Consider the following 21380-nt stretch of genomic DNA (forward strand, 5'->3'; position numbering starts at 1 on the left):
ATGAAATCATCTATTATAGAACTTAAGGACCTGACCAAGGAATACGGGACCCTGAAGGCGGTTAATAAACTCAACCTGGATATCGAAAAAGGGGAGGTTTTCGGTCTCCTCGGACCCAACGGGGCGGGTAAGTCCACCACCATTCTGATGATGCTGGGACTCACCGAACCTACCTCGGGTTACGCCAGGGTATGCGGGTTTGATGCTACATCGGCCCCCATTGAGGTCAAAAAACGTGTGGGATACCTGCCGGACAATGTCGGTTTCTACGAAAACCGGACAGGGCTGGAAAACCTGGCCTATATTGCCCGGCTTAACCGCATGGCCGAAAAAGAAATAAAACCCCGGGCCCTCGAATTACTGAAAAGGGTTGGACTGGAAAATGTTGCCCATAAAAAGGTAGGCACCTACTCACGGGGGATGAAACAGCGCCTCGGTCTGGCGGACGTGCTGATCAAAAACCCCGAGGTCATCATACTCGATGAACCTACACTGGGTATCGATCCCTCAGGGGTACGTGAATTTTTAGAACTGATCCGAAGGCTGAGCAGGGAACAGCAACTCACCGTATTGCTCTCTTCCCATCATCTTCACCAGGTACAACAGGTATGTGACCGGGTCGGGATTTTTGTTCGCGGTTCCATGATCGCTCGCGGAGATATCCCCGCATTATCCAAAACATTGTTCAACAGCGAACCCTATATAGTGGAAGTTGAGATAAAACCTCCTTTTTCACCGGAAAACCATCCGATAAAGGATATTTTATGCAACATCAGGGAGGTAAGCAGTGTAAAGCAAGCTAATGAAAGGATGCTTATTGCCTGCACCAGCGACATAACCCCGGTGATTGCAAAAACCCTGGTAGAAGCCAACCTGAACATTCAGTACCTGTGCAGGAAGGAATACGGACTGGACGATATTTACCAACGCTATTTTGAAGGAAATCATGAGAATTACCCGAAAATTGCATAACCCCCTCAATCGCATAAAAGATTTTTTCCCGGACGGCATGTTAATGCGGAATCTTATATCCGGAAAAAAAACAGAAAAAGGCAGCCCGGTCCATCCTTTTTGGGCCATTGTCCGGAAAGAGGTTGCAGACCATATCAGGAGCTGGCGTTTTATCATTCTCCTTATGATGATAGTGCTTACCTGTTTCGGTTCGCTGTATATCTCCATAACCAATCTCCCGGAAGCCCTGGCCAACACCAGGGACCCCAACAGTGATTTTGTTTTCCTGAAACTGTTTACGGCATCAGACGGCTCCCTTCCCCCGTTTCATATTCTTCTGGGTTTCCTGGGGCCGCTCCTGGGTATTGGTATGGGATTTGACGCAGTGAATTCCGAACAAACCGGCGGAACACTTGTCCGGATCATGGCGCAGCCCATACACCGCGATTATGTTATCAATGCCAAGTTCACGGGAGCACTGATCATTACCGGCATACTGTTTTTTGCACTCAGTTTATTCATGGTAGGACTCGGCATGGTTATAACGGGATTGTCCCCCTCACCGGAAGAATTTCTCAGGATCATGGCCTTTACTTTCCTATCCGTTATCTATATCGCATTCTGGCTAAACCTTTCTATCCTTTTCTCCGTAAAATTTAAACGGGCGGCTACTTCTGCCCTTACTTCCATTGCCGTATGGCTGTTTTTCACGGTTTTTTACCAGATCATCATAGGTATGACCGCAAAGGCCCTGACCCCGACAAGCCCGTTTGGCAGACGGGGGATTACAAGGCTTGCAGTACAGTTGCTCGACATAGCCCCCAGCCGGTTATTTTCCGATGCTACCACAACCTTGCTGGTACCTTCGGTAAGGAGCCTCGGACCATTGTCCATGCAACAGATGCATCGGGCAATTCCGTCTTCACTGTCCCTCAAGGACAGCCTTATGATCGTATGGCCGCAACTTACCGGACTTATAGCCGTTACAGTACTCTGTTTTTCCCTTTCCTATTATTTGTTTATGCGACAAGAGGTGAGGTCCTGATTCAGGAAACAATGGTCCGGTGGATTTTCAGATCGCCGTCAAAAACAACCATATCGGCCTTACATCCTTTTCCAATACGGCCGAGCCTGTTGCTTTTAAGAAGCCGGGCAGGGTAGGCCGATGTCATCCGAAGGGCTTCTTCCAAAGGAATTCCGGCATACCTGACCGCATTCCGCACACACTGCATCATGTTCAGGGCCGACCCGGACAAGGTTCCGTCCGGCAATACATACCTGTCGTCCCTGAACAGGTGCTGGTATTCGCCCTCCCGGATCTCGGTCACAGCATCCGTGATAAAGAACAAACGGTCTTTCATAATCTTCTTTGCTGTCCGGATAACGGCATAATCCACATGGACACCGTCACAGACAATACTCGCCATGGCCAAAGAATGATCGAATACGGCACCGACCACACCCGGCGCCCGGTGGTGCAGGGGCGACATGGCATTGAAAAGGTGTGTGGCAGCGGGTATACCCCGGTTAAAGCCGTACATGGCTTCTTCATAAGTGGCATTACTGTGTCCGGCAGAAACCAGGACCCCGTTTTCCAGCAAAAGATCGAGTACTTTATCACTGCACTGCTCCGGGGCAAGGGTCATCATTTTAAAAAGGTCCCCGCCCTTGCGCATCAGCAGTTCTATTTCTTCCGGGGTAGGTGACTTGACACATTCCCGGAGATGTGCACCGCGTTTGTCGGGACTGATATACGGTCCTTCCAGGTGAACCCCGAGAAGCCCCTTCCCCCCTTCCTCCAAATACGTCTTTGCCACTTCAAGGCCTTTCAGGAATTTTTCTATGGTATTGGTGGCCAGCGTAATCATAAAATGCGTACATCCGCCACGCAGGCAATACGAATAGGTAGCCTGAAGAGAGGCTACACTTAACTCATGGGAAAACAATTTTCCGTCGCCACCATAAATCTGAAGGTCAATAAAGGCGGGCGCGAGGTACATTCCGCCCAGGTCTTCCCTGCGGTATTCCTCTGGAATATTTTCAACAGGGATAACATCTTCAATAACGCCATCCCGGACAAGGACAGCTTTATCCGTTTCGATGGAATCTCCGGTAAATATCCAGGCATTGGTATAGGCTATCGGCATAGGCACGGTCTTATACCGGATAAATATACAAAAATGTTCCGGCGAAAGAACCTACCTGGCCACAAGCTGTACGGTGTTCTGTAGTCGTTGTTTCAGCAATATCTCCTTGTCGTTTTCCAGTTCGTCCAGGGACTCTGTTGTGGCATGCCTCACCGTGTAGAGCGATACTCCTTCCTCGCACTCTACCTTAAACTTGGCCTTGAGTATATTCAACAGGTCCTGGAGCTTGTTGAATTTATTGTCCACACATACCGAAAAACTAATGGCAGAGTTCTGGATAACATCCACCTTCATCCGGTGGTCGTGAAGCAACCTGAATATTTCGCTGATATTGTCTTCCACAATAAAAGAGAAATCGAGGGAAGAAAGGGAGATCAACACCTGATTCTTTTTCACGATAAAACACGGGATCTGAGGCTCCAGATGTTGTCCTTTGCTTACACTGGTCCCCTTTTCCGTGGGATTTACGAAAGATTTCACATACAACGGTATTTCCTTGCGTTGCAGGGGTTGTAACGTTTTGGGGTGGATTACGGATGCCCCGTAAAATGCCAGTTCTATGGCTTCCGTATAGGAAATCTGATTGAGCAGCCGGGCATTCTCAAAATACCTCGGGTCGGCATTCAGTACGCCGGGTACGTCTTTCCATATGGTAACGCTCTCCGCGTTGAGACAGTATGCAAATATCGCCGCCGTGTAATCCGAGCCTTCCCTGCCGAGTGTGGTAGTAAAATTATTGGGATCGCTCCCCAGAAATCCCTGGGTAATATTCAGCAGACTTTTATTCACCCCTTCATTTATGTTTTGTTGCGTGTTTTCCCAATCTACACTGGCATCGCGATAACTGTCATCGGTCTTGATAAAGTTCCGCACGTCGAGCCAGGTGTTTTTGATACCGGTTTCCAGCATATACTGGCTTATTATTGTAGTGGAGACCAGTTCACCGAAACCTATCACCTGGTCATACACAAAACTGTAGTTGGGCGATTTGTTTCTTCCCAGAAAGGAACTCAGTTCTGCAAAAAGTCCGTCCACTTTCCAGAAAACGGGGTGGCTTTCCCTTTCAAAGAGTTCGAGCAATATCTTGTCGTGATATTTTTTTACATCCTGTATTGAACGCTGTAACTCTTCTTCATTGTGAAAGTAGTTATTTATAACTTCTTCAAGGGCATTGGTGGTCTTTCCCATTGCAGAGACCACAAGAAGGGTATTGTCATATCCTACGGTTTCCAATACCTTCACCACATTCTTGACCCCCTGGGCATCCTTGACCGATGCTCCTCCGAACTTAAATATTTTCATAGGTTTTCTATCTCTTATCGATTGTCGGGTTCTGAAAATCAAACAACACGTTTTCTTTCTTTACCACTCGTTCATTACTGTTTTTCCCCTGATCTGTCCTGTTATTTGAGGTTGGCAACATAGTTGGCTATGCCCTTCTCGTCAAGGTGTACTACATTCCATTCTTTAATGATGCGGGCGCCGTTGTGTTCATAAAACTTAATAGCCGGTTCGTTCCAGTCGAGCACTTCCCAGTTTATCCGTTTTACCCCGAGTTCATGACCGTATTCGATCACCCTCGACAGCAATGCCTTCCCCAGGCCCTTACCCCGGTATTTACGGGACACAACAAGATCTTCCAGGTGTAAGGCAATTCCCTTCCAGGTAGAATAACGCGGATACACCAGTGCAATCCCTGCAATATTATCTTCCATTTCGGCCACAAAACAGTGAAAGGCAGGTTTTTCCCCGAAACCGTCCCGTTCGAGGTCTTCCACAGTGATCTCCACCGCATCCGGTTCTTTTTCAAAAACTGCCAGTTCTTCGATTAATGCCATGACTCCGGGCATATCCCCTATTGTAGCATCTCTGATAATATATGGCGCCATTGTTGTTCCGATTTTCTTTGCTGTTCTAAATGTAACACAAAGTTATATAAGTATTTTTTAACTGGGAATAAATTCCTTCCGAAATCGTTTTAGTTTCACAATTTTGTCGATATTTGTGACCGGGACAACGTCATTCATACAGATTCTTATCAAACATCGGGGTTGAATTCCGGAAAATGACCATTAAGCAGGGGAAAATACACGCAGTTACTGACAAAGGTTGCCTTTACGGCACGAGGTACCCCGGCTTCGTATCCCATACGGAAAACTACCATCCGTATACTACATTTTCATACCGCACTACATTAATCACTCAACATACAGAAAACAAGATCCTATGAAAAAACATAAAACTCTGGGAGAATTCATTATTGAAAAACAGGCGGAATTCAGGTATTCTTCCGGTGAACTGTCCAAACTCATCAATGCCATACGCCTCGCGGCCAAAGTGGTGAATCACGAAGTGAACAAGGCCGGACTTGTAGATATCATAGGCGCTTCGGGAGATACAAACATACAGGGCGAAAACCAGCAAAAGCTGGATGTCATGGCCAATGAAAAATTCATACAGACCCTGACCAACAGGGAAATTGTCTGCGGAATTGCTTCGGAGGAGGAAGACGACTTTATAACCATCAACAGCCTGGACAAAAAACACCAGAACAAATACATTGTCCTGATTGACCCGCTTGACGGTTCGAGCAACATAGATGTCAATGTTTCCGTGGGGACCATTTTTTCCATCTACAGAAGGGTCACTCCCATCGGCACCCCGGTTACACTTGACGACTTTCTTCAGCCGGGAAGGAATCAGGTGGCCGCCGGTTATGTCATCTACGGCACTTCCACCATGCTGGTATACACTACCGGGCACGGTGTAAACGGGTTTACGCTAAACCCCGCAATAGGCACTTTTTACCTGTCTCACCCCAATATGTGCTATCCCGAAAACGGAAGGATATATTCTGTAAACGAAGGCAATTACATCCATTTCCCCCAGGGAGTGAAAGATTATATAAAATATTGTCAGAAAGAGGAAGACGATCGCCCTTATACTTCCAGATATATCGGCTCGCTGGTATCGGATTTTCACCGGAACATGATAAAAGGCGGTATTTACATGTACCCGAAAAGCAGCAAAACACAAGACGGAAAACTGCGTTTGCTCTACGAATGCAACCCTATGGCCCTTATTGCCGAACAGGCCAATGGTAAGGCCAGTGACGGCTTCCGGCGCATCCTTGATATCCAGCCCGAAGAACTCCACCAGCGCACCTCCTTCTTCTGCGGCAGTAAAAAAATGGTGGAGAAAACAGAAGAGTTTATGCTTAAGTCCCCCAGTTAAAGGTATTTGCACCTTTTTTACCTGATTTTTGTTACCTTTGTCCCAAATTCATACCGTACAACCATGGCAAAGGAAAAAAATCACCCTGAGACAAATGGAACATCCGTTGATCCTACGTCCAAAATAGAAGCGATAAAAAACCTTATTTTCGGCGAGAATATTCAGGAATACAATACTGAATTCGAAGCTGTTAAAAAAGACATTACACAAAAAAAGAAAGAGCTCGAGGCCTTGATCGAAGATACCCGTACGGAGCTCATGCAAACCATTGACAACCTGGGGACAGACGTTAACATCAGGATCACGGAACTGGAAAACTCACTCCAGGACAAAGCAGATACACTGGACCAGAAAAAGGTAGACAGGTCTACTCTCGGAAAACTCCTCATTCAACTCGGAGAAAAGATAAAGGACAAATAAAGGGCGATTAACAAGATATTATCACAGTAATACAATCCATACATTTAGGCAATCTGAACACAAACAGGATTGCCTGTTGTCTGTTTCCTGTAATCCAAACACCCTTAATAACGGGTAAAACCTGCAATTATCTTTGTGATGAATGAGAATGACAAGCTAAACATCCTGAAAGATATTCTCCTCACGGATGACCGGGAGTACGCAGAGACCATTGCCAAACGTATAAAAGCGTTGGAAAAGGTACTTCATACCCGTTCGGAACTTGCAGACAGGGTAGACCCCATAATAGACCACAAACTGGACGAGTTCATCGACGAAATCCCGAAGACCCTGGGGCCCACCATTACGAAAACCCTGAAAACGGAAATCAAAAATTCTAAGGAACAGGTGGTAGAGGCACTTTACCCCATTATGGGTAAAATGATCAAGAAATACGTATGGCAGGAAATAAAGTTATTGTCGGAAAGGGTGAGCAAGCAGGTAGAAAACAGTTTTTCGTTAAATGCCTGGAAACGAAAGGCGAAAGCCTGGTTTACGGGGGTAAAGGAACACGACCTCATCCTTTCGGAACTCGGAAATGCTTCCGTAGAGCAGGTATTTATCATCGAAAAAAATTCGGGCATACTGCTGGGCAATTATTCCAAGACAAAGACCATAGACGAAGACATGTTTTCCGGGATGCTGACAGCCATTAAATCCTTTGTAGAAGACGCTTTCCAGCAAAAGGGACAAAATCTCGAACTCATAGAATATGAATTGTATCACATTCACATACAAAGTTTCGTTTCTTACTACGTAGCCGTAGTGGTTTCCGGACAATATACTACCCCAATTAAAAACAAATTACAGGATATTATTTTTAATTTTTCCGAAAACTTCCTGAGTTTAATGATCTATAATCCGGATATCGATAAAAATGATATTGTAAACGAACTAAATTATTATTTTAATAATGACCATATCTAAAAAAATTGTTCTTTTGGGGCATTTTGGTGTAGGGAAAACCTCTTTGGTACGACGTTTTGTAGAGAACACCTTTTCTGATAATTATAAAGTCACCATCGGAGTACACATTTTAAAAAAAGAAGTGAAACTGCCGGAAAACCAGGTCAATCTCATTATCTGGGATATAGAAGGCAGTGAAGATATTACCACGACCCGTCCGTCCTACCTGCTGGGATCGCATGGCTTTATCTATGTATTCGACACTACCCGGAAATCTACATACGAAAATCTGGCGGCAGATCTTGAACATCTGAAATCGGGCTACAACGACGTCCCCGTACTGGTGGTAGGCAATAAAAGTGACCTTGTGACCAAAACCCATCTCAGGGAAAACAAAAAGTATTTCGACCAGGCCCATTATTTCTCAAGTGCCAAAACCGGAGAAAATGTAGAAACCCTTTTTGAAGAACTGACACAAAAACTGATTGACTAATGCTCAACGCCTATAAAAAGCAATTCCTGGTTCCAAAAGTGCAGTTTACCGTGATCTCGGAAAAGGGAGACATCCTGGACTCGGACGATATGCTTTTCCCCTTCAAAAAGGAAAAGAACATTATCCATTGCCACCCCTTTTTCGAAAGTATCATCCCCCTGCTCAACCATACGGAAAAATCGCTTTCCTTTTCCTGTGTACATATCAACGGAAAAATATGCGACATCGATTGCAAAACCTTTGAAGACAAGGACCCCGTAATTATTATTCACGACTTGTCCGAACACTATCAATCCCTGCAAACCGTTGCGCAAAAACGGAACGAAACGGTCATAGAATCGGAAATCCTCACCCTGCAGAATACGTATTTACAGGAAAAGGAGGCCTTTAAACGTACCTTTATAGCCAATTTCAGTCACGAAATCCGGAATCCGCTCACCGGAGTGTTCTCTTTCACCGAAATGCTGGAAAAAACCAGTCTTACCGATGAGCAATACGACCTGGTAGAAGTGATAAAAGCCCTGTGCCAGGACCTGAACGTCATGATAACGGACATCCTGGACCTTTCCAAAATAGAGGTGGGCAAGTTCGTTATAAACAATGAAATATTCGACTTTACCGAATTGCTCGACTCCATTAGTTTTATATATGCCACCAAGGCGAGGCAGAAGAAACTCCGCTTTCGCATGCACGTGGATGAAAAACTGCCGAGGTATATCGAAGGGGACAAAACACGAATAAAGCAGATACTGACCAATATTATAGAAAATGCCATCAAGTTTACCGAAGAGGGGTATATAGACCTCCATGTAAAGCTAAATCACAAAAGGGCAAACAAGGTAAATATCCAGTTCGAAATTACAGATACCGGAATCGGCATTCCCAAAAAGTATCTTAACGATATTTTTACCAGTTTTACACAGGTACATAAAGACAACAAATACCCCGGAACAGGTCTTGGCCTGACCATCGTAAAAAACCTCATCTCCCTGATGCAGGGCGAAATCACAGCGGAAAGCGAACCCGACAAGGGTACCGCCATACGGTTCAACCTGCGACTGAAGTTTCCTATAAACTACAAAGGGCCCGGGAAACCGGAGCAGGACAACAAGATCCTGTTCAAATCCAAAAAGAAATACAACATACTCCTTGTGGAAGACAATAAAATAAGCCAGATCATCGTACTCAAAATACTCTCTTCACAAGGCACTTTTTTCCTGGATATTGCCGAGAACGGGGAACAAGCCATGGAAAGGGTCGAAGAAAACCAGTACGACCTCATACTGCTGGATATCCGCCTTCCCGACGTGACCGGGTATGAACTGGCACCGGCCATCCGGAACCTACCGGAAAAAAAATATGCCAAAGTACCCATTGTGGCCCTTTCGGGCAGTATTCTGGGCGACAGCAAGACCAAATATAAAAAGTCGGCTATTAACGACGTGCTGCAAAAACCGTTTCAGGAACAACAATTGCTCAAAAAACTCCATAAATTCCTGAAATAAACACTCCCCGGATAATCTGTAAAAACCTCCGTGGATTTTGGTAAAATGGAATGGAACAGAAGGTAATTCACAGCGGTTTAACACCCCGTTGCTTACCTGTTCATATGCCGTATTTCTTCCTTAAAAGTATCGAGATCGGCGCCGTGTGAAATCAGGTCGTAAGCCTTGCTTATAATGTATTTTACATTTCCCGGAGTGAAGCCCAGCCCTACTGCAAGTTTATGTAACATTCGTGTTTCTTCCTCATCGGCTATGTGATCTACATAGACCATACAGGTAAGATCGTAAAGCCGCTCCAGGCGGGAGTCGTAGAAAAAAGGAGGGTTGATGGGGTATTTGTCCGGATTCTTTAATATGGTTTTATAATCTTCCTCCGAAATGTTCAGGTTATCCGCCAGACGGTCCAGGAATGCTTTTTCTTCCGGGTTGATGTTCCCGTCAGACAAAGCTATTCGAACTATGGCTGCAAAATGATCCCGGTTGCGCTCCAGGAAAGCGCTGGAATATAAATCTAAGATTGACATATGCTTTATAATATTTACGCTCCGAATTTTGCGCAAATATACATCTTTATCCATAATCCCGGACAGCATATCATCCGATTCTTAATCCCGAAGGCGAATTCGTGTTTCCCTTACGTTATAAAAAACCGTTTTTATTACCTTTGCACAAAATTATCTTTACAGTGAGCAAAACCCATGCCTCGCCAACAGCACTCCCGGCGACCATCGGGACATTGGGAATAGAACAGTCTCCGCAAATGCGAAAACTGCGGGATGCCATTGCCCATACCCAACCCCAGGAAAAAATTTATGTGAACGGACTTGTAGGTTCTTCCCTCTCTTTTGTTATTGCCGAAAGTTTTAAGGACAGTGATCTTCCCCATTTGCTTATCCTCAACGACAAGGAAGAGGCCGCGTACTATCTGAACGACTTGGAACGGCTTATCGGTGAACAGCACGTGCTGTTCTATCCCGGTAGCTACCGCAGACCCTATCAGATCGAGGAAACCGACAATGCCAATGTGCTGCTCCGTGCCGAGGTACTGAACAGAATTAATTCCCGGAAAAAACCCGCCCTTATCGTCACTTACCCCGATGCGCTGTTTGAAAAAGTGGTAACGCGGAAAGAACTGGAAAGGAATACCCTGAAAATGAAAGTGGGCGAAACACTTTCTCCCGATTTTATCAATGAAATCCTCTTCGAATACCGTTTCAAAAGAGTCGATTTCGTTTCGGAACCCGGGGAATTTTCGGTACGCGGTGGTATTATAGACGTATTTTCCTTTTCGAACGACGAACCGTACCGCATTGAATTCTTCGGTGATGAAATAGACAGTATACGAACCTTTGATGTGGAAACACAACTCTCCGTGGAAAAGCTCAAAAAAATAAGCATCATCCCCAATGTAGAGAATAAGACGCTGAGCGAATCCAGGGAAAGCTTTTTAAAATATATCCCTGCCAAAACTGTCGTTTTCCTTCAGAACAACGATATATTATCCGCCCGTATAGATAACCTTTTCGGTAAAGCAGAAGAAGCCTTCGCTTCCCTTTCGGAAACGGTAAAACATGCATCTCCGCAGGAACTGTTCTGCACTTCCGAACTGCTTAACACACATCTTTCGGCCTTCACTCTTGCCGAGATGGGAAATCGCACACAGCTTCCCTTTAAACAACGGGAAACTCCGGATTATCATACTTTGATCAGTTTTCACACGAGGCCCCAGCCCTCATTTAACAAACAATTCGACCTCCTGATCCGGGACCTTAACCAAAACAGTGAAAACGGTTACACGAACTATATTTTCTGCGTCAGTGAACAGCAGGCCAAACGCTTTCACGATATATTCGAGGAAATAGAAGGTGAAGTACAATATAAAACCGTTGTTTTCCCGATTTACCAGGGCTTTATTGACGACGACCAGAAAACGGTCTGTTATACCGACCATCAGATATTCGAGCGCTATCACAAATTTCACCTCAAGAACGGCTATGCCAAAAAACAGGCAATTACCCTGAAAGAACTGACCCACCTGGAAATCGGCGATTATGTTACCCATATCGATCACGGGATCGGTAAATTCGGCGGTTTGCAAAAAATCCAGGTGGAAGGGAAACCACAGGAAGCCATAAAACTCGTTTACGGAGACGGAGATATCCTCTACGTAAGCATACATTCGCTCCACAAAATAACCAAGTACAACGGTAAGGACGGCAAGCCTCCCAAAATCTATAAACTGGGAAGCAACGCCTGGAAAAACCTGAAGAAAAAAACAAAAACACGGGTCAAGGAAATTGCCTTCAGCCTTATTGAACTCTATGCCAAAAGACGTGCACAGGAAGGTTTTCCCTATGCCCCCGACAGCTATCTGCAGCACGAACTCGAAGCCTCTTTCCTCTACGAAGACACTCCGGACCAGAGCAAAGCCACCCAGGATGTCAAGAACGATATGGAAAGTCAACATCCCATGGACCGGCTTATTTGCGGTGATGTGGGCTTCGGTAAAACCGAAGTAGCCATACGTGCAGCTTTCAAGGCCGTAGACAACAGCAAACAGGTAGCCATCCTGGTGCCTACAACCATCCTGGCCTTCCAGCATTACAAAACATTCAGTGAACGGCTGGAAGACCTGCCCGTAAATATCGATTACCTGAACCGCTTCCGAACGGCCAAGGAAAAACGGGAAATCCTCGAAAGACTGGCGTCGGGTAAAACCGACATTATAATCGGTACCCATCAACTGGTGAACAAAAACGTGAAGTTTCACGACCTGGGGCTTCTTATCGTTGATGAAGAGCAGAAATTCGGTGTTGCTGCCAAAGAAAAGCTGAAGACCCTGAAGGAAAACGTAGATGTGCTTACACTTACGGCTACGCCCATTCCCCGAACACTGCAATTCAGTCTTATGGCAGCAAGGGATCTTTCGGTCATTACAACCCCGCCTCCCAACCGTTATCCCATAGAAAGCCATGTCATCCAGTTTAATGAAGAGGTCATACGCGATGCCGTTTCTTACGAGATACAACGTGGCGGACAAATATTTTTTATTCACAACCGGATTGAAAACATAAAGGAAGTTGCAGGGATGATACAGCGGCTGGTTCCCGATGCCAAGATAGGTATCGGTCACGGCCAGATGGAAGGAAAAAAACTGGAAAAGCTGATGCTCGCCTTTATGAACGGGGAATTTGATGTACTGGTCTCCACTACTATTGTGGAAAGCGGACTGGATGTTCCCAATGCCAACACCATTTTTATAAACAACGCCAACAATTTCGGACTGAGTGATCTTCACCAGATGCGCGGCCGTGTGGGAAGAAGTAATAAAAAAGCATTCTGTTATTTTATAACACCGCCATATTCCGCCATGACCGAAGATGCCCGGAAACGCATCCAGGCCCTGGAACAGTTTACCGAACTGGGAAGCGGGTTTAACATTGCCATGAAAGACCTCGAAATACGCGGCGCCGGAGACCTGCTGGGCGGGGAACAAAGCGGTTTTATCAACGATATCGGTTTTGACACCTACCAGAAAATACTCAGTGAAGCTATAGAAGAACTCAAGGAAAACGAGTTTAAAGACCTCTACAGTGAAAACGAGAAACCCAGGAATTATGTCAAAGATACCCAGATAGATACTGATTTCGAATTGCTCTTCCCGGACGATTATGTCAATAACATCACCGAAAGGCTTAACCTTTACAACCAGCTGAGCACCATGACCAACGAAGAAGAGCTGGAGCAATTTGAAGCTGATATTACCGACCGCTTCGGTCCGCCCCCCTTCCAGGTGACCGACCTGCTCAACAGTGTACGGATAAAATGGATAGCCTCCCGGATGGGACTGGAAAAAGTAGTGCTTAAACACAGAAAAATGGTAGGCTATTTCATTTCAGACCAGCAAAGCAGTTTTTATCAGAGTGCAACTTTTAAACGGGTACTGAAAGCCGTACAACAACATCCCGAACACTGTAAAATGAAAGAAAAACATACCCGGATGGGAGGACTCCGGCTCTTACTGACCTTCGACAATATTTCCTCGGTAAACAAAGCATTAAAAGCCCTTCGACCTTTTGTGGTTGAAGAAGAAATACATACAGAAGTGAAAAATTAAGCCGGAAAAACTAAAAAGCACACCGATTTGTACTGCAAACACCTGTTTTTTTATTAATCGTTCCGGTTAAACAAGATTCGAGTTGCGAATTCGTTATATTTGCAGAGAAGCCGGAAAATTATATCATAAGCCATGAGCAAATCGTTCGAAAGGTATCAAAAACGAAGGTTGATCTCTTCGTATTTCTCCGTCATTTTAAGTATTGCTTTGGTATTGTTTTTACTGGGAATGCTGGGCTTGCTGGTTATAAACACCAAAAAACTGGCCGATCATTTCAAAGAGCAGGTAGCCGTGTCCATATTCCTGAAAGACAATGCCAAAGAAGTGGAAACAGACCAGTTACAAAAAAGCCTTACGCTGGCAGAATACACCAAATCGGTTGAATTTGTGTCCAAAGAAGCCGCTGCCGAAGCCCAAAGCGCAGAGATCGGAGAAGATTTTGTGAAATTTCTGGGATATAATCCGCTGCAAAACTCCATAGATTTAAGATTAAAGGCAGATTTTGTGGATGCCGTAAAGCTGGAAGAAATTGCCGATGAAATAGCATCCAAAAACTTTGTGGACGAAGTTTCTTATGACCGTCCCCTTATAGCACTGCTCAACAAAAACATAAAACGGCTCGGTTTCTGGATACTGATTGTCAGCGCCGCATTTACAATCATTGCCGTTTTGCTGATCAACAGTTCCATACGCCTGTCTATTTATTCCAAACGCTTTATCATTAAAACCATGCAGATGGTGGGGGCCACCAAGCGGTTTATCCGCCGCCCCTTTATCTGGACAAGCGTAAAACTGGGCATTATAGGTGCTGTAATCGCAGTATCGGCCATGGGGATATGCCTGTATTATTTTAACAACAGGTTTCCGGAACTCAACCTGATGCAGGACCCGTTCTGGTTAGTAATCCTCTTTGTCGGTATTTTTTTAATGGGTGCTGTAATAAGCTGGATAAGCACTTATTTCGCCGCACAACGTTTCCTGAATCTGAGAACCGATGATCTTTATTATTAATATGCAAACAAACACCCGCACAATACAGATAAAAAACTTCACTTATGAATAAAAAGGGCAAAAATACACCGCAGGAGTTCATTTTTCAGAAGAAGAATTACACCATCATGTTTATCGGGCTCGCCTGTATAGCTTTGGGTTTTATACTCATGAGTGGTGGCGGTACTGACGATCCGAATACATTTAACCCCGAAATTTTCAGTTTCCGCAGGATACGCCTGGCCCCCACATTGGTGATCATCGGCTTTGCACTGGAAGTACTCGCTATTTTGGTGCCTGCCAAAAAAAAGGAAAGCAACAGCAAATAAATCCCGGTATCCTTCGTTAAAGCAAAGGATCAGCTATAATTTTCCCACATCAAATAACGAATACTACGCATGGATATCATAGACGCTATCATCCTGGGGATCATACAGGGATTGACGGAATTTTTACCTGTTTCCTCCAGTGGCCATCTGGAACTCGGAAAAGCCCTTCTGGGCGACAACTCCATTCCTGAAGAAAGTTTGTTATTTACCATTATTCTCCATTTTGCCACCGCACTCAGTACCATCGTGGTATTCCGGAAAGAAGTGCTGGAAATCCTGAACGGACTGTTTCAGTTCCGGTGGAACGAAGAAAGCCGGTTTTCACTGAAGATCATTATCTCCATGATACCCGCAGTATTCATAGGCCTGTTCTTCGAAGAACAACTCGAACAACTCTTTGGTGAAAACATTCAACTGGTGGGCTTTATGCTGTTGATCACTGCATTGTTGCTATTCCTGGCCGACAGGGCAAAGGACACTTCCAAAAATGTGACCTATAACAATGCTTTTATTATTGGAGTGTCGCAGGCCATAGCCATGCTACCGGGGATTTCCCGGAGCGGCTCCACCATTTCCACCTCTGTTTTACTGGGAATAGACAAAACCAAGGCCGCCCGTTTTTCCTTTCTTATGGTCGTTCCGCTTATTTTCGGGAGCATTGCCAAGGAAGCACTTTACGGAAAAATAAGTTACGATGCCCAGCAGTTCACACCTCTTGCCATTGGGTTTGTTGCCGCATTTATCTCCGGGCTGCTGGCCTGTACCTGGATGATAAAATTGGTCAGGAACAGTAAACTTACGTACTTTGCGATATATTGCCTTATTGTAGGGGCAATAGCCATTGTGTATTCCTTTTTGAGCAACTAACATGTATTCGGAAGAAGATTTTAAAACCGGAAAAACACTTCTTATAGACAAACCCCTGGAATGGTCGTCCTTCCAGGCCGTTAACAAGGTGAAGTGGGCCCTCCGTAAAAAATTCAACCTTAAAAAGATCAAGGTCGGTCATGCCGGAACCCTTGACCCTCTGGCTACGGGGCTGCTTATTATCTGTACCGGGAAATTCACAAAAAAAATACCGGAACTACAGGGGCAGGTCAAAACATATACCGGGACCTTTACCGTAGGTGCCACTACCCCTTCCTATGATCTGGAAACCGAAACAGACCATTCGTACCCTACGGAGCATCTTACGGAAGACCTGATACACGAAACTACCAAAAGGTTTATAGGCGATATAGAACAGGTGCCCCCGGTTTTTTCCGCGATAAAAAAAGATGGTAAACGCCTGTATGAACACGCCCGGAAAGGTGAAAAGGTAGAAATCTCGTCAAGGATAATACACATCAGCGAATTTGAGATCACCAAAACCGATCTTCCCGAAATTTCCTTCCGCGTGGTGTGCAGCAAAGGAACCTATATCCGTTCCCTGGCCCACGATTTCGGCAAGGCTTTGCAATCGGGCGCCCACCTTTCTTCCCTGCGCAGAACAGGCATAGGACAATACCGGGTAGAGGACGCCATCTCCCCGGAGGAGTTTGTTTCCATGCTAAACACCGAAAAGTAATTTTTTTAGTATCTTCTTCCTTCCTGAAGGTTTAATTGAAAATCCATCCAATTATTTTCCGGTTCGAACGTTTATATAATATGGATCTGAACAGAAAACAACTGTCCCTGCTGATATCATTTTTTATAATGATGCTGATGGTCCTTACCCTGTTCAATATTCACCTCGCGGAAAAAACCGAAAAGGAAATACGCCTTGAATTGAATTTCGAGGAGCCTCCGGAAGAAAATGAAGAAATCGCCGTACCTGAAGAAAACAAACCCGAAACCCACATGGCCTATAACGAAACCGTGACCAGCAGGTTTGACAAGGAAGTGCGGGAGTTCAAAACTCTGGAAGAGATCAAGGAAGGGAAAAAATCGGAAGATTCCGAAGAAAACCGGGACCAGGAAACAACAGACGAAGGCGAACCGGACCCGGAAAACAATTATCTTCGTACCGCAAACGGAACGCCTGTTTTACCGGCTTCCGGCACAAAAGAAAAACAGTCCGAACAATCCGACGGGGACAATTCATCCGATGCCATTGCAAAGACCAACAGTGTCAATACAAACAGTTCCATTTCTTATTCGCTGGTGGGCAGAATCCATAAAAAACTTCCTAATCCCATCTATACCTGTATGGCGCGGGGAAAGATCGTTATTAACATTAAGGTAAATACCCTGGGGCACGTTACCGAAGCCACTTTTAACAAAAGGAGTTCCACCTCAAGGAACGGTTGTCTCGTAGATCATGCCATAACTTACGCACTTAGATCCACGTTTAACAGGAAAGAAGGTGAAAGTGAACAAATAGGCACTATTACTTACCTCTTCCAGGGCGAATAGGAAATCGTAAACTACTGCTCCGCCAAAGGTTGTTTCCCGTTAATCCCTTCCCGGTAACCCCTGGGAGTCTCCCCGGTCTGTTTCCGGAAGAAGTTATTGAAATATGCCGGGTTTTCAAATCCCAGACAATACGCTGCCTCTGCTATATTCCAGTCGGTATGTTGCAAAAGAGCCTTGGCCTCCCTGACAATTCTTGCAGAGATATGCGTTGTGGTTGTTTTTCCCGTAACTTTCTTCACCGCCCTGTTCAGGTGATTGGTATGCACCGACAAACGCAGCGCATAGTCGTTTGCAGACTTGAGGTGCAGAATATGCTCGTGCGATACCGGAAACTGCCTTTCCAATAACTCCAGGAACATGGCCGTAATCCGCGATGCGGCATCCGTATGCATAAAATAGGAATCTGCCGGCTGCATTTTCAGGGCCTCATGCATGACCAGGTTCATATAATTACGGATAAGGTCGTATTTATAGCGATAATCGGAATCGATCTCCTGAAGCATATTTTCAAACAGTTCGCCCACTTTGTCTTCCTGCCTGTCATTAATAAAGTATACCGGGTTCCCCCCGATCTTGAACAGGGGAGAATTTTGCAGGCTTTCGCTTTGATGGCCGGTATTTACAAAACCGTCTGTAAACAGGCAAAAATAACCCGACTGCTCCCCGTCCCCCGCTTCCCAGGCATAAGGAATGTTGGGATTGGAAAAAAGCAATGCCCGCTGGTCTATGACAATTCCCTTGTCTGCATAATACAGGGTCCCCGAACCTATAATAAGGGAAATTTTATAAAAATCCCTGCGGTTATAGGGCGAATAGTCCTTGCAGGAAATATCATTACGCCGGTACACATTAAAGTGTCCCCGTTCTTTTGCCTGCGTATGCCGTGAAGCCGGAGATGAGCTTTTAAAAGACACCCTCCGGTAAAAATCGGTTAGAGATTCGCTGGTTTTCATCCTGGAAATATCATATGTTCTTATTACACTCTAAAGTTATAAAATTCAAACCGGATTCAGGTTTTATCCGGTAAAAAGATCAAAGCCTGTCCTTTCCGGAAAAAGAAAGGCCTCGCCGTAAAGACAAGGCCTTCTGTACCGGTAATGAAAAACCACATAGTGTCAACCGGATTTCTGTTTTATCTTTCTGATAATAAAATACAGGTTTACGATAAAAATGGTAAAGTTGGTAACAATAACGGGCAAAGAAGGATCGGGCAGCAAAAAACCGTAAATGGTAAAGAGCAGGCACCCCATGGCATTAATCATCCTGAGCTTCAGGATATCCTGCATCAGAAAAGATACCAAAATACCGGCGGAAGCAGCATACCCTACCCAATCGGTCAACGAAATATCCCAAAGTTCCATTCTTATTTCCAGAAACCTGTTAAATCAACTGTTGAATCCGCCGTCTATGGTAATGGCGGTCCCTGTTATAAAACGGCTGTCCGGACCGGTAAGAAATGAAACGAGCCCGGCAATTTCTTCGGTCTTTCCATAGCGGGACAGCGGAATATACTTTTTGATTTCCTGTGCCATATTACTATTGGCAGGGTTCATATCGGTATCTATGGGGCCTGGCTGTACCAGGTTTACCGTAATGTTCCTCGGGCCGAGTTCGCGGGCCATACCCTTATTCAATCCTATTAAGGCAGATTTACTCATCCCGTACAGTCCCATATGAGGATCACTGACATGGTCAGCCACATTGCTGCCTATTGTAATGACACGCCCACCTTCGGATATATGTGCCGCAGCTTCCCTGATAATGAGGAAAACCGCACGTACATTGACCGACATCATCCGGTCAAATTCTTCCAGTGTACTCTCCCCGGTAAGTTTATATTGGAATATCCCGGCATTGTTGACCAGGATATCAATCTTCCCGTGCTCCGAAATGGCTTTACGTACGGCAGCAGTTACGCTTTCCGCATTTTCATTATCAGCGACCATTTCTATGGCCTCACCACCCGCCTTCTCTACTTCATCTACTACACGGGCCGCTTTTTCGCTGTTATTTCCCGAATGGGTGAAAATGACCCGGGCCCCTTCGGAAGTCAGTCGTTTTACGATGGCCTCTCCCATACCCCGGGTGCCTCCGGTAACAAAGGCTGTTTTTCCGTTAAGCTGTCCGTTTTTAATGGTGGATGTCTCCTTTTTCATATCGATCTATTTTTCAGATTAATTCTTTGCTAAAGTAAACAAGTAACTTTACATTTGTAAGTACTGTGAAAATTATTAGGTACTAACAAAAAAGTAAGTAATGAGAAAAGAAAACTCTTCCAATTCCCTGAACGAAAAGAAGATCAATGCTACCTGTGGTATGGGTTATGCCCTGTCACTCATAGGTGGAAGGTGGAAATCCAATATCTTATGGCGATTGCTCAACAACGATAAACTCAGGTACAGCGAGCTGCGAAGACTCATACCGGACATTTCCGAACGCATGCTGGTCTCACAGTTAAGGGAACTGGAGGCAGACCAACTGGTACTCAGGATCGTTTACCCGGAAGTCCCGCCAAGGGTGGAATACACACTCACAGATCTGGGCCGGTCCATGCGTCCCATGTTACAAAGTATTTCGGATTGGGGAGAAATGCACCGCAAGATCACTCGGGAAAACTGATCTTGCCCATGCTCACCCAGGGATAAGCATCCGTACCTTTTATATCCGGCGAACCACTTATCGTTTCATTGGCCAGCAGGGCAAACAATACGGCTTCCTTGGCATCCGGGTCAAGTCCGAGAGTTAAAGTAGCTGAAAATGTCATGCCGGGGCAGGCCTTTTTCAACAATTCAAGTACCAGCGGGTTGGAAGCACCTCCCCCGCTGAAAAATCCCTGTACGGCAATCTCCCGGGGAATATTTTCGGAAATGCAGTCCGCTATGCTTTTTACCGTAAAATGTGCCAGGGTATGCAGCACGTCTTCAGGGGACACTTCCTTTTTGATACCGGACAGGGCCCGCTCCAGGTAATCCATATTAAATAGTTCCGGTCCCGTAGTCTTTGGCGCAGGCAAGCTGAAAAAAGGATGATCCGTAAGCTTTCGCAACAAATCCTTTCTCAGTTTTCCCTGCAATGCTATACGGGCATCCTCGTCATAAGGGATATCGAAATGCTTTTGTACATAGGCATCCATCAACGTATTCCCCGGCCCCACATCGGTACAGAAAACCTGGTCAAAACTTCCGCCGGCGGGGATAAAAGTCAGGTTGGATATCCCGCCCATATTGAGCAGCAGCCTCGATTCCCGCGGGTCCATAAAAAGCAGGTAATCGCCGTAAATGGCAAGAGGTGCTCCTTCTCCCCCCGCCGCAATGTGTTTTTGCCGGAAATCGGAAATTGTAATGATCCCGGTCATTTCGGCCAGGTGGTCCCCGTCTCCCAACTGAAGCGTAGCATCCGGAAACTCCGGATTTCCGTGAAAACTGCGGGGGGCATGATACACGGTCTGCCCGTGGCTGGCAATAAGGTCTATTTCCGCAGGAGTCATCTCCCAGTTTTCCAGTGCCATTAATATCATTTTGGCATGTTCACGAGCTATCCAGGGATGCAGCAGGCATATTTTTTCCAGGTTTCCTTCCTTTTTGGCAAAAACCTCCCTGACATGCTCCCGGAAAGCAGGTCCGTAAGGTATGGTAATGAATTTCAGAAGTTCGGCATTCGTACCCTGCCCGTTTCCCGTTATCCGGCACAAGGCAATATCAAGGCCGTCGAGGGAAGTACCGCTCATCAGACCGATAATAATACGGGATTCCTTTCGGGCGATATCGTAAAGCTTTTTTACGGAGTTTTTCATCTTCGTTACTGGTTTTTATTGGAGAAGGCGGAATACAATATATCACAAATATAGGTTATGCC

22 protein-coding genes are annotated in these 21380 nt (G+C 45.4%); 14 read left to right on the forward strand and 8 right to left on the reverse strand.

Annotation, left to right across the window (positions count from 1 at the left end; all coding sequences use genetic code 11):
- Window positions 1-972 carry an ABC transporter ATP-binding protein gene (locus tag LS482_RS06550; RefSeq protein WP_233030951.1) on the forward strand — a complete coding sequence of 324 codons (972 nt, stop codon included), beginning with the start codon at window positions 1-3 and terminating at the stop codon, window positions 970-972.
- Window positions 947-1996, forward strand: coding sequence for an ABC transporter permease (locus LS482_RS06555; protein ID WP_233030952.1), 1050 nt, complete (start codon window positions 947-949; stop codon window positions 1994-1996). Before LS482_RS06550 ends, LS482_RS06555 begins: the two co-directional genes overlap by 26 nt.
- Before the next feature lies 1 nt (window position 1997).
- Here the strand turns inward: LS482_RS06555 and nagA are convergent, their stop codons facing one another.
- The 3 genes from nagA to LS482_RS06570 all read right to left on the reverse strand — a co-directional run bounded on the left by nagA (window position 1998) and on the right by LS482_RS06570 (window position 4987).
- Window positions 1998-3098 carry an N-acetylglucosamine-6-phosphate deacetylase gene (nagA, locus tag LS482_RS06560; RefSeq protein WP_233030953.1) on the reverse strand — a complete coding sequence of 367 codons (1101 nt, stop codon included), beginning with the start codon at window positions 3096-3098 and terminating at the stop codon, window positions 1998-2000.
- A gap of 51 nt (window positions 3099-3149) precedes the next feature.
- Window positions 3150-4400 (reverse strand): aspartate kinase, encoded by a 1251-nt coding sequence (locus LS482_RS06565; RefSeq protein WP_233030954.1) that lies wholly within the window; start codon window positions 4398-4400, stop codon window positions 3150-3152.
- A 101-nt stretch (window positions 4401-4501) separates the two neighbouring features.
- Entirely contained in the window at window positions 4502-4987 is a 486-nt protein-coding gene (locus tag LS482_RS06570) for a GNAT family N-acetyltransferase (RefSeq protein WP_233030955.1), read from the reverse strand.
- Window positions 4988-5324: 337 nt separating this feature from the next.
- Between LS482_RS06570 and fbp the strand changes: the two genes are divergently transcribed.
- The 5 genes from fbp (at window position 5325) to LS482_RS06595 (ending at window position 9695) form a co-directional block, all read left to right on the forward strand.
- Window positions 5325-6332: a class 1 fructose-bisphosphatase gene (fbp, locus tag LS482_RS06575; RefSeq protein WP_233030956.1), complete on the forward strand. Its 1008-nt coding sequence runs from the start codon at window positions 5325-5327 to the stop codon at window positions 6330-6332.
- Between the two features lie 63 nt (window positions 6333-6395).
- Entirely contained in the window at window positions 6396-6752 is a 357-nt protein-coding gene (locus LS482_RS06580; protein WP_233030957.1) for a fructose 1,6-bisphosphatase, read from the forward strand.
- 138 nt (window positions 6753-6890) lie between these two features.
- Complete coding sequence (locus tag LS482_RS06585) at window positions 6891-7718, forward strand: cell envelope biogenesis protein OmpA (RefSeq protein WP_233031804.1); 828 nt, start codon at window positions 6891-6893, stop codon at window positions 7716-7718.
- Window positions 7705-8190: a Rab family GTPase gene (locus LS482_RS06590; RefSeq protein WP_233030958.1), complete on the forward strand. Its 486-nt coding sequence runs from the start codon at window positions 7705-7707 to the stop codon at window positions 8188-8190. Before LS482_RS06585 ends, LS482_RS06590 begins: the two co-directional genes overlap by 14 nt.
- Entirely contained in the window at window positions 8190-9695 is a 1506-nt protein-coding gene (locus LS482_RS06595) for an ATP-binding protein (RefSeq protein WP_233030959.1), read from the forward strand. The genes LS482_RS06590 and LS482_RS06595 overlap by 1 nt, the downstream gene beginning before the upstream one ends.
- Before the next feature lie 92 nt (window positions 9696-9787).
- Here the strand turns inward: LS482_RS06595 and LS482_RS06600 are convergent, their stop codons facing one another.
- On the reverse strand, window positions 9788-10219 hold the full coding sequence (locus tag LS482_RS06600) for a tellurite resistance TerB family protein (protein WP_233030960.1): 432 nt from the start codon (window positions 10217-10219) through the stop codon (window positions 9788-9790).
- A 236-nt stretch (window positions 10220-10455) separates the two neighbouring features.
- On the opposite strand from LS482_RS06600, the gene mfd reads away from it, so the two are divergent.
- The 6 genes from mfd to LS482_RS06630 all read left to right on the forward strand — a co-directional run bounded on the left by mfd (window position 10456) and on the right by LS482_RS06630 (window position 17525).
- A complete protein-coding gene (gene mfd, locus LS482_RS06605; RefSeq protein WP_233031805.1) occupies window positions 10456-13812 on the forward strand; it encodes a transcription-repair coupling factor in 3357 nt (1118 codons plus the stop codon).
- Between the two features lie 132 nt (window positions 13813-13944).
- The gene (locus LS482_RS06610) at window positions 13945-14823 is read left to right on the forward strand and encodes a cell division protein FtsX (protein WP_233030961.1); all 879 of its coding nucleotides are present in this window, start codon (window positions 13945-13947) and stop codon (window positions 14821-14823) included.
- Between the two features lie 44 nt (window positions 14824-14867).
- Window positions 14868-15131, forward strand: a complete 264-nt coding sequence (locus LS482_RS06615; RefSeq protein WP_233030962.1) for a DUF3098 domain-containing protein — start codon at window positions 14868-14870, stop codon at window positions 15129-15131.
- A gap of 69 nt (window positions 15132-15200) precedes the next feature.
- On the forward strand, window positions 15201-15998 hold the full coding sequence (locus LS482_RS06620) for an undecaprenyl-diphosphate phosphatase (protein WP_233030963.1): 798 nt from the start codon (window positions 15201-15203) through the stop codon (window positions 15996-15998).
- A 1-nt stretch (window position 15999) separates the two neighbouring features.
- Entirely contained in the window at window positions 16000-16698 is a 699-nt protein-coding gene (truB, locus tag LS482_RS06625) for a tRNA pseudouridine(55) synthase TruB (RefSeq protein ID WP_233030964.1), read from the forward strand.
- Window positions 16699-16778: 80 nt separating this feature from the next.
- Window positions 16779-17525: a hypothetical protein gene (locus tag LS482_RS06630; protein ID WP_233030965.1), complete on the forward strand. Its 747-nt coding sequence runs from the start codon at window positions 16779-16781 to the stop codon at window positions 17523-17525.
- Between the two features lie 11 nt (window positions 17526-17536).
- Here the strand turns inward: LS482_RS06630 and LS482_RS06635 are convergent, their stop codons facing one another.
- The 3 genes from LS482_RS06635 to LS482_RS06645 all read right to left on the reverse strand — a co-directional run bounded on the left by LS482_RS06635 (window position 17537) and on the right by LS482_RS06645 (window position 19681).
- On the reverse strand, window positions 17537-18478 hold the full coding sequence (locus LS482_RS06635) for a helix-turn-helix domain-containing protein (RefSeq protein ID WP_233030966.1): 942 nt from the start codon (window positions 18476-18478) through the stop codon (window positions 17537-17539).
- 162 nt (window positions 18479-18640) lie between these two features.
- A complete protein-coding gene (locus LS482_RS06640; RefSeq protein ID WP_233030967.1) occupies window positions 18641-18886 on the reverse strand; it encodes a uroporphyrinogen decarboxylase in 246 nt (81 codons plus the stop codon).
- Window positions 18887-18910: 24 nt separating this feature from the next.
- Window positions 18911-19681, reverse strand: coding sequence for an SDR family NAD(P)-dependent oxidoreductase (locus tag LS482_RS06645; protein WP_233030968.1), 771 nt, complete (start codon window positions 19679-19681; stop codon window positions 18911-18913).
- 100 nt (window positions 19682-19781) lie between these two features.
- Between LS482_RS06645 and LS482_RS06650 the strand changes: the two genes are divergently transcribed.
- On the forward strand, window positions 19782-20144 hold the full coding sequence (locus tag LS482_RS06650; RefSeq protein WP_254714329.1) for a winged helix-turn-helix transcriptional regulator: 363 nt from the start codon (window positions 19782-19784) through the stop codon (window positions 20142-20144).
- Here the strand turns inward: LS482_RS06650 and LS482_RS06655 are convergent.
- Window positions 20128-21318, reverse strand: a complete 1191-nt coding sequence (locus LS482_RS06655; protein ID WP_233030969.1) for an anhydro-N-acetylmuramic acid kinase — start codon at window positions 21316-21318, stop codon at window positions 20128-20130. The genes LS482_RS06650 and LS482_RS06655 overlap by 17 nt on opposite strands.
- Window positions 21319-21380 lie beyond the last annotated feature (62 nt).

The sequence above is a fragment of the Sinomicrobium kalidii genome (assembly GCF_021183825.1).
Lineage (GTDB): Bacteria > Bacteroidota > Bacteroidia > Flavobacteriales > Flavobacteriaceae > Sinomicrobium > Sinomicrobium kalidii.